The 6,976-nt window shown below is 64.2% G+C and carries 7 protein-coding genes; 6 read left to right on the top strand and 1 reads right to left on the bottom strand.

Features of this window, described 5'->3' with window-relative positions:
• The 3 genes from V6M52_RS06140 to V6M52_RS06130 form a co-directional block, all read left to right on the top strand.
• The coding region (locus V6M52_RS06140; protein WP_332700413.1) for a glycine cleavage T C-terminal barrel domain-containing protein at positions 1 to 727 on the top strand (727 nt) is incomplete at its 5' end.
• A complete protein-coding gene (locus V6M52_RS06135) occupies positions 720 to 1,274 on the top strand; it encodes a sarcosine oxidase subunit gamma (RefSeq protein ID WP_332693404.1) in 555 nt (184 codons plus the stop codon). The genes V6M52_RS06140 and V6M52_RS06135, both read left to right, overlap by 8 nt.
• 50 nt (positions 1,275 to 1,324) lie before the next feature.
• Positions 1,325 to 2,566 carry an MFS transporter gene (locus V6M52_RS06130; protein ID WP_332700412.1) on the top strand — a complete coding sequence of 414 codons (1,242 nt, stop codon included), beginning with the start codon at positions 1,325 to 1,327 and terminating at the stop codon, positions 2,564 to 2,566.
• Positions 2,567 to 2,712: 146 nt separating this feature from the next.
• On the opposite strand, the gene V6M52_RS06125 is transcribed toward V6M52_RS06130, so the two are convergent.
• Positions 2,713 to 4,608: a diguanylate cyclase gene (locus V6M52_RS06125; RefSeq protein WP_332700411.1), complete on the bottom strand. Its 1,896-nt coding sequence runs from the start codon at positions 4,606 to 4,608 to the stop codon at positions 2,713 to 2,715.
• Between the two features lie 179 nt (positions 4,609 to 4,787).
• On the opposite strand from V6M52_RS06125, the gene V6M52_RS06120 reads away from it, so the two are divergent.
• From V6M52_RS06120 to V6M52_RS06110, 3 genes are all read left to right on the top strand, one after another.
• Positions 4,788 to 5,780 (top strand): universal stress protein, encoded by a 993-nt coding sequence (locus V6M52_RS06120; RefSeq protein WP_332700410.1) that lies wholly within the window; start codon positions 4,788 to 4,790, stop codon positions 5,778 to 5,780.
• A gap of 16 nt (positions 5,781 to 5,796) precedes the next feature.
• On the top strand, positions 5,797 to 5,979 hold the full coding sequence (locus tag V6M52_RS06115; RefSeq protein WP_332693391.1) for a hypothetical protein: 183 nt from the start codon (positions 5,797 to 5,799) through the stop codon (positions 5,977 to 5,979).
• 28 nt (positions 5,980 to 6,007) lie between these two features.
• Positions 6,008 to 6,976 (top strand): HAD-IC family P-type ATPase (locus tag V6M52_RS06110; protein ID WP_332700409.1); only part of this gene is annotated, 969 nt, incomplete at its 3' end.

Here is a 6,976-nt window from a genome sequence, read left to right as displayed (position 1 = left end):
CACCGAGCAATGGGCGGTCATCGCCATCCAAGGCCCCAAGGCCCGGGAAATCCTCGAGCCGCTGGTCGAAGGCATCGACATGTCGCCCGATGCAATGCCGCATATGAGCCTGCGCGAGGGCACGATCTGCGGCGTCCCGACCCGCCTGTTCCGCGTCAGCTTCACGGGCGAACTGGGCTTCGAGGTCAACGTGCCGGCCGATTATGGCCGTGCCGTCTGGGAGGCCATCTACGCCGCCGGCGCCCCGCATGGCCTCACGCCTTATGGCACCGAAACCATGCACGTGCTGCGCGCCGAGAAGGGCTACATCATCATCGGCCAGGAGACCGACGGCACCGTCACGCCGTCCGACCTCGCCCTCGATTGGGCCATCGGCAAGACCAAGAAGGACTTCGTCGGCAAGCGCTCGCTGCGGCGGCCCGATCTGCTCAAGGCGGACCGCAAGCATTTGGTCGGATTGCTCACTACCGATCCGAAAGTGGTGCTGGAGGAGGGGGCCCAGGTTACCGTGGAAGCCTCGCCCGCCACCGGCACGCCGGCGCTCGGCCACGTCACCTCGTCTTATTGGAGCGAGACGCTGGGCCGCTCCATTGCCATGGCGCTGGTCGCCGGTGGCAAGGAACGTCTGGGGGCAGTGCTCCACGTCCCCATGCCCAATGGCGGTATTCCCGTGACGGTGACCGAACCGATTTTCTTCGACAAGGAAGGGGGCCGCATCAATGCTTGACCTCAGTACAGCTCTCGCCGGGTCGCTGCCCGTCTCGATTGCGACCAGCAACGTCACGCTGACAGGGGCTGCCCCCGCATCCCGCTTCGTACTCCGCGGCGTCGATGCGGTCGCGGCGGCAGGCGCCGCCTTTGGCTTCGCCATTCCCACAAAGCCCTGCACCTCCGCCATGGCAGGTGATCGCAGCGCCCTGTGGCTGGGGCCGGACGAATGGCTGCTGCTCGCGCCGGAGGCCGAAACAGCCGCGCTCTACCAGGGCCTGTCGGTCGCCCTGGAGGGCACCGCCTGCGCGCTCGTCGATGTGTCGCATCGCCAGACCGCGCTGCTCATTGACGGTCTCAAAGCCGCCGCCATCCTCAATGCCTGCGTGCCGCTCGATCTGTCGCTCAAGGCCTTCCCCGTGGGCATGGTCACCCGCACTATCTTCGAGAAAGCCGAGATCGTGCTCTGGCGCACCGGGCCTCAGGCCTTCCGCGTCGAAGTCTGGCGCTCGTTTGCGCCCTATGTGCTGGCATTGCTGCAGGCAGCCGACCGCGACGTACCTTGATTGCCGGCCCCGTTCCGGGCCAGTAGTCGTCAATAGGCTGGGAGGTCCGATTGGCCGAGTCGCAATCCATTCGGGAGCCCTCTCCCTTTGTCTCGGTCGCCGCGCTGCTGATCAGCGTGGCTTTCCTCGTCACCGGCAACGGGCTGCAGATGATGTTGCTACCCATTCGCGGCGGCATCGAGGGTTTTTCGGCGCTGCAACTCGGCCTGATGGGCTCGGGCTACTATCTCGGCTTCGTGCTGGGCTGCCTGCGAACGCCACTACTGCTGCGCCGGGTCGGGCATGTCCGTACCTTTGCCGCGCTGGTCGCCATCGCCTCCGCCGTGGCCCTGATCTATCCCATGTTGGTCCATCCACTGGCCTGGGCGGTGCTGCGCCTTATCACCGGCTTCTGCCTCGCCGGGCTCTATCTTATCGTCGAGAGCTGGATCAATGACCGCGCCACAAGGGAGACACGCGGCGCGCTGATCTCGACCTATGTGGCCATCAACTACATCGTCACCACGCTCGGACAGATGACGGTGACGCTATTCGAAACCTCTTCCTTCGTGCTGTTTTCCCTCGCCTCCGTTCTGGTGTCGGTGGCGGCGGTGCCGCTGGCGCTGTCGCGCTCCCCCGAACCAAAGCCGCCCGAATTGGTGCGGTTCCGCCCGCTGCACCTGTTCCAGCTATCGCCCGCGGGTACCGTTTCGATCTTCCTTATCGGCCTGGGCACCGGCGCGCTTTGGTCGCTGGGGCCGGTCTTTGCCGCGGCCCGCAGCGGCAATGTCACCTCGGCGGCCCTGTTCATGAGCGTATTGGTGCTGGGTGGCGCACTGGCGCAATGGCCCATCGGCCGGCTCTCCGACAGTCTCGATCGCCGCTATGTGCTGATGGGCGTCACGGCCGCCGCGGCGCTGGCCTGCCTCGCCATCGCCATGCTGCCTGATCTGGGCGGGCCATGGCTGGTCTTCGCCTTCGCCTTCGGCGCCACCATCCTGCCAGCCTATGCTGTGGCCTCGGCCCATGTGTTCGATTTTGCCGACCGCGCCGAATATGTCGAGGTCTCAGCCGGCCTGCTGCTACTCTACGGCCTTGGTTCGACCATCGGGCCGGCGTTGGCTTCGTTCGGCATGCAGTGGTTCGGCCCGGTGGGGCTGCTCGGCTTCATAGCTGGTGTGCAGGTGGCCATCATCGCCTTCGTGGCGCTGCGAATGACCCGCCGTAAGGGACTTCCCGAGGCCGACAAACAGTCCTTCGACTTGGTGGCCACGGCGCCCGTCGTCACCGCGGGCGCAGGCCCGCCCGACTAGGGCGCCATCGGGCCACGACAGCTTATGGGCGCAAACGCGACCTCCCCTGTATGCGCCGGCAATATACGCTCTGGTATGGTGAAGAACTCAGCCGTGATGTGGGCGGTAAAGCCTGTAGGACCAAAAGAACGGCGCCTGGGGCGCTCTCACGGTTGAACCGCCGGCCAACGCTCCGATCCGCTGCTTGTCCATCCGTTGACCCGGTCACGCCCGGAACCCTTGGCGACATAAAGTGCCTCGTCGGCTCGCGCGATGAGCATAGCATCGGTCCTGTCGATGTCATCGGCTGCGTAGGTCGCGACGCCGACACTGATTGTTACCACGCCCTTTTCGCTTCCCTCGTGCTTTCGCCGAAGGTCGCGGACCGCCGTCCGGAGTCTCTCCGCAAAGAAATATGCGCCGTCTTCGTCGGTGTCCGGAAGGATTGCACAGAACTCTTCGCCCCCATATCTGCCAACGAAGTCACCGGGCCGCCTGTCTGTTCGCTCCAGCGCACCGGCAACGCTCCTGAGGCAGGCATCGCCGGCTGGGTGCCCATAGATGTCGTTGAAGGCCTTGAAGTGATCGATGTCTATCATCACCAGACTGAACGGCTGCCCGCTTCGCTTCGTGCGTGCAAGCTCTATGACCAGGCATTCGTCGATTGCCCGACGGTTTGGCAGGCCGGTTAGGGCGTCGGTTGTGGCCTGCAGTTTCAGCTCGTCAGTAAGGCCGCGCAATTCCGTCTCGGCCCGCTTGATAAGGGTTATGTCCGAGACCACAACGGTCGCGTTCCCGCCTGCCAGGGGCTTGGTACGAACATGCAGCCATCGGCCGTCGAACAGGTGAATTTCCTCATCAAGGCCCGTGCGCAGTGCCGACATCACCGTGTCGATCCACCGGTCCACTCCGTCCGGCTGGATGTAGGGCTGTTCCCCCTGTTCGACTGCGGCACGCAGAATCTCAGGCAGGAATGCCCCCGGAACCCTTAGTTTGCCGGTAATCGGAAACATCGATCGATACTGCTCGTTGCAGTAGACAATTCGGCCCTCGCTGTCGAACAGGGCCAAGCCATCCGACATTTCGGTCAGGATGAATGCGAGCTGGTCCCGGCTGGCGAGCAACTCCCTGTCGCTCGCTTTTTGCCTGGTGATGTCCCGCATCACCCCTACCAGGCCCAACGCATCGCCCCTGGTATCGTAGAGCGGCGTTTTCGTTGAGGTGAACCACCTTTCATTGCCGTGGTCGTCCACCTGCAATTCCTCGCGCTCGAAAATGGGCACCCCGGTTTGGAGGACTTCTTGTTCCTCTGCGAAAAGGGCCGTGGCACGGTCGGGTGGCGCTACGTCGAAATCGGTCTTGCCGCGCATCTCCAGAGCCCGCGCGATGCCGTAAAAGGACGCAAGCGCCTGATTGGCGAGCAGGAAGCGCCCGCGGGGATCCTTGATATAGGCGAAGTCTGGAGCGAGGTCCGCGGCGGCCATGAACAGCATAGTCTCCTCCGCTCGCTGCTGGCTGAACACGAGCGCCCGAACAGCAAGAAATGTTGCGACGACGGTTAGCATCAGCGTCGCCAGAAACGCGTCGCTCAGCCTGCGTTCGAGGAGTTGCGTTGGCAACGCTAGAAAACTGAGCAGGGCCAGGGGCGTAGCCAACACCGCAAAGAGCAGCGTCGCCAAGGTGGAGGGCGGACGTCCCCGAAGGAGCCCATAGCCCAAGAGCCCCAGCCCGGTCGAGATGACAATGCCGACAATGTCAGCGGTCGCGCCGGTACCACTTACGGACAGCCGATGGACCGCAACGATTGTGCCCGTGATGAGCCCCGTAATCGGACCGCCCAAAAGGCCAGACACCCCTAGGAGCGTGGACCGCAGGTCGAAAAGCACACCGTTCTGCATTTCGACGGAGAGCAATATCGAGGCGACGGCGCCGAGCCCCATCACGCCGCCAAATGCCGCCGCACGGACGCGCCGACCCAGCATGAGAAGGATCAACTCAGCATGGGCCCAGGCCAAGATGAAAAGCCCCACCACGGCAAGATTTGCGATGAGGGCAGACCACATTATCGGCTTGCTCCATTGGCTCCATAGTTGAGCAGTACTAGGGATATGCCCTGCCCGCAAAAAATCCGGTTAACGTGCAGCCCCAAAGGCCGTTGAGCAAGACCTCTGCATGGTGACGTCGACCGTCTTTCCGGCGGCTGACGTTCCTGCGACCGCCGCCCGCCTTTCTACACCGATCCATGGAAGCCGGATCGCTGTCACTGGCAACCGCCCGCTTGATACGGATCAATATGTCGTTCCGGCAGAGTGTCATGATTACCTGCAGAGATGCGGCCCGTCTGGTCGCGACTGTCGGCTACTGGCTGCTGCTTGAGGAGATGAACATGGACATTCTGCTGCCGACTGCGACCTTTCCTGATGCGACCGCTAAAGTCGGCCTCGGACACGCCCTCGGTCTGTCCGCCAGGCTTGGGGGCAGGGTGACGGCGCCGGTACAGGAAGTGGACATCGCCCCCCTCCACAGCGCCCTCGGCGAGGCACTGCTGGGCGTTTCAAAAATGGCGGCCGACGCCGAGAGGCTTAGCCGGAATCGCGCGGACGATATCGGCCTGTGGCTCCGGGAAAGGGCCGACGGCCTCGGCCTGACGATAGAGGTCAGTCCGGTGCGGTGCCGACCAGAAGCGTTCGCGGATAGCCTGGTGCCACTGGCCCGCTATCATGACCTGACAATAACGGTTCTCGACGGCACCGATCCGCAGCGACTGGCCGAGACGGAAGCGCTGATTTTTGGTTCCGGCGGCCCGGTCCTCATCGTGCCCGGGCTCGAAGCGGCCGTGCCGGTCACTGAACAACGAGCCACGTCGCTGAATGTGATGGTGGCATGGGATGGCAGCCAGGCCGCGTCCCGGGCGCTTCGCGATGCCATGCCAATTCTCGCACGCGCTGACCTGGTTTCGGTCGTCACCATTGGCGATGACAAAGCCATCGAGCCTGCGGGGGTTGTCGGCATCCAGGCGCTTCTCGAACATCATGGCATACGAAACAAGCACGTGCAGAGGGAGCGCGGGAGCTCTCAGATCGGCGATACACTGCAAGCAGTTGCCGTCAGCCAGGACGCGAACCTGCTGGTGATGGGCGCCTACGGCCGGAGCCGGCTGCAGGAGTTCGTTCTTGGTGGCGCCACCCGCACCGTCCTGCACGCGCCGCGCCTGCCGATCCTGTTGTCCCATTAGCGCATTGGAGGATGCGATGGCGATCAACCGCGAATGGCATGCCACGCACAAACTGCCAAGAAACGCCAAACTGGATGAACGCTTGAACTGGCACGTGATGCATGCCGCCAATTGTGATTGCCGGGAAATACCGGCGAGCATAAAGCGTGAGCTGGAGGCTCGCGGCCTGAGCGTGCCCTCCCCGCGCAGCCTCAAATAGCCCTCCGGCGAACAGCCATCGGAGTGAGATGAGCCGTCTATTCCCATACATGCTGATCGCCGTCGCCTTGCTTGGCGTGGCCGCGGGAGCGGCGCTCTCATGGTGGGGCTTGGACGCCTTCGCCGGAACGGCATGGACGGTCGCGACGCTGCCCGTCCTTGTCACATTGCTGCTCCAGATTGCGGTTTCCCTGCGCCGAGGCGATGTCGGGCTCGACGTGGTCGCAGCGCTGTCAATGTCCGCGGCTCTGGTGTTTGGGGAACCGCTCGCCGGCAATGTCGTCGCCGTGATGTACGCTGGCGGCCAATTGCTCGAAACCTTCGCCCAGGGCCGGGCACGGCGGGAAATGACAGCACTGCTGGGACGGGTTGCCCGTACCGCGATGCGCTTCCAGGGATCCGGGCTCGAGGAGGTCCCCATCGCCGCTATCGTGCCGGGTGACCGGCTGCTGATCCGCGAGGGCGAGGTCCTGCCGGTCGATGGCCGGGTTGCGGGCGCATATGCCCTGCTCGATCTGTCCGCCCTCACCGGGGAATCAGTGCCGCAACGCATCGCGTCCGGCGGCGAGGCGCTGAGCGGAAGCACGTCTACCGGCCCTGCCTTCGAGCTGATCGCCACCCTTCCCGCAGCGGAAAGTACCTATGCCGGCATCGTCCGGCTGGTCGAGGCAGCCCAGCACAGCAAGGCGCCGATGGTGCGGATAGCCGACCGCTATGCAATGGGCTTCCTGGCATTGGCATTGGCGATCGCTGGCGTGGCCTGGATGGGGTCGCAGGACCCGCTGCGGGCGCTCGCGGTGCTGGTCGTGGCAACGCCTTGCCCGCTGATCCTGGCCGTGCCGGTGGCCATCATCTCCGGCATGTCCCGCACGGCCCGCGCCGGCGTTCTCGTCAAGAACGGCGGCGTGCTGGAGGCACTGGCGGGGATACGGACCGCCATTCTCGACAAGACCGGAACGCTGACCCATGGACGGGCAGTCATCACAGACATCAGAGCA

This window comes from Devosia sp. (assembly GCF_036676215.1).
Taxonomy (GTDB): domain Bacteria; phylum Pseudomonadota; class Alphaproteobacteria; order Rhizobiales; family Devosiaceae; genus Devosia.
The sequence above is the reverse complement of the archived record's forward strand: the minus strand, read 5'-3'. Positions and strand labels throughout refer to the sequence as shown.

What these genes read in the sequence shown, in the direction of transcription:
- V6M52_RS06120 (WP_332700410.1), top strand. Translation starts at nt 4,788, where the DNA reads ATGGAAGCCGGATCGCTGTCACTGGCAACCGCCCGCTTGATACGGATC.
- V6M52_RS06135 (WP_332693404.1), top strand. Translation starts at nt 720, where the DNA reads ATGCTTGACCTCAGTACAGCTCTCGCCGGGTCGCTGCCCGTCTCGATT.
- V6M52_RS06125 (WP_332700411.1), bottom strand. Translation starts at nt 4,608, where the DNA reads ATGTGGTCTGCCCTCATCGCAAATCTTGCCGTGGTGGGGCTTTTCATC.
- V6M52_RS06115 (WP_332693391.1), top strand. Translation starts at nt 5,797, where the DNA reads ATGGCGATCAACCGCGAATGGCATGCCACGCACAAACTGCCAAGAAAC.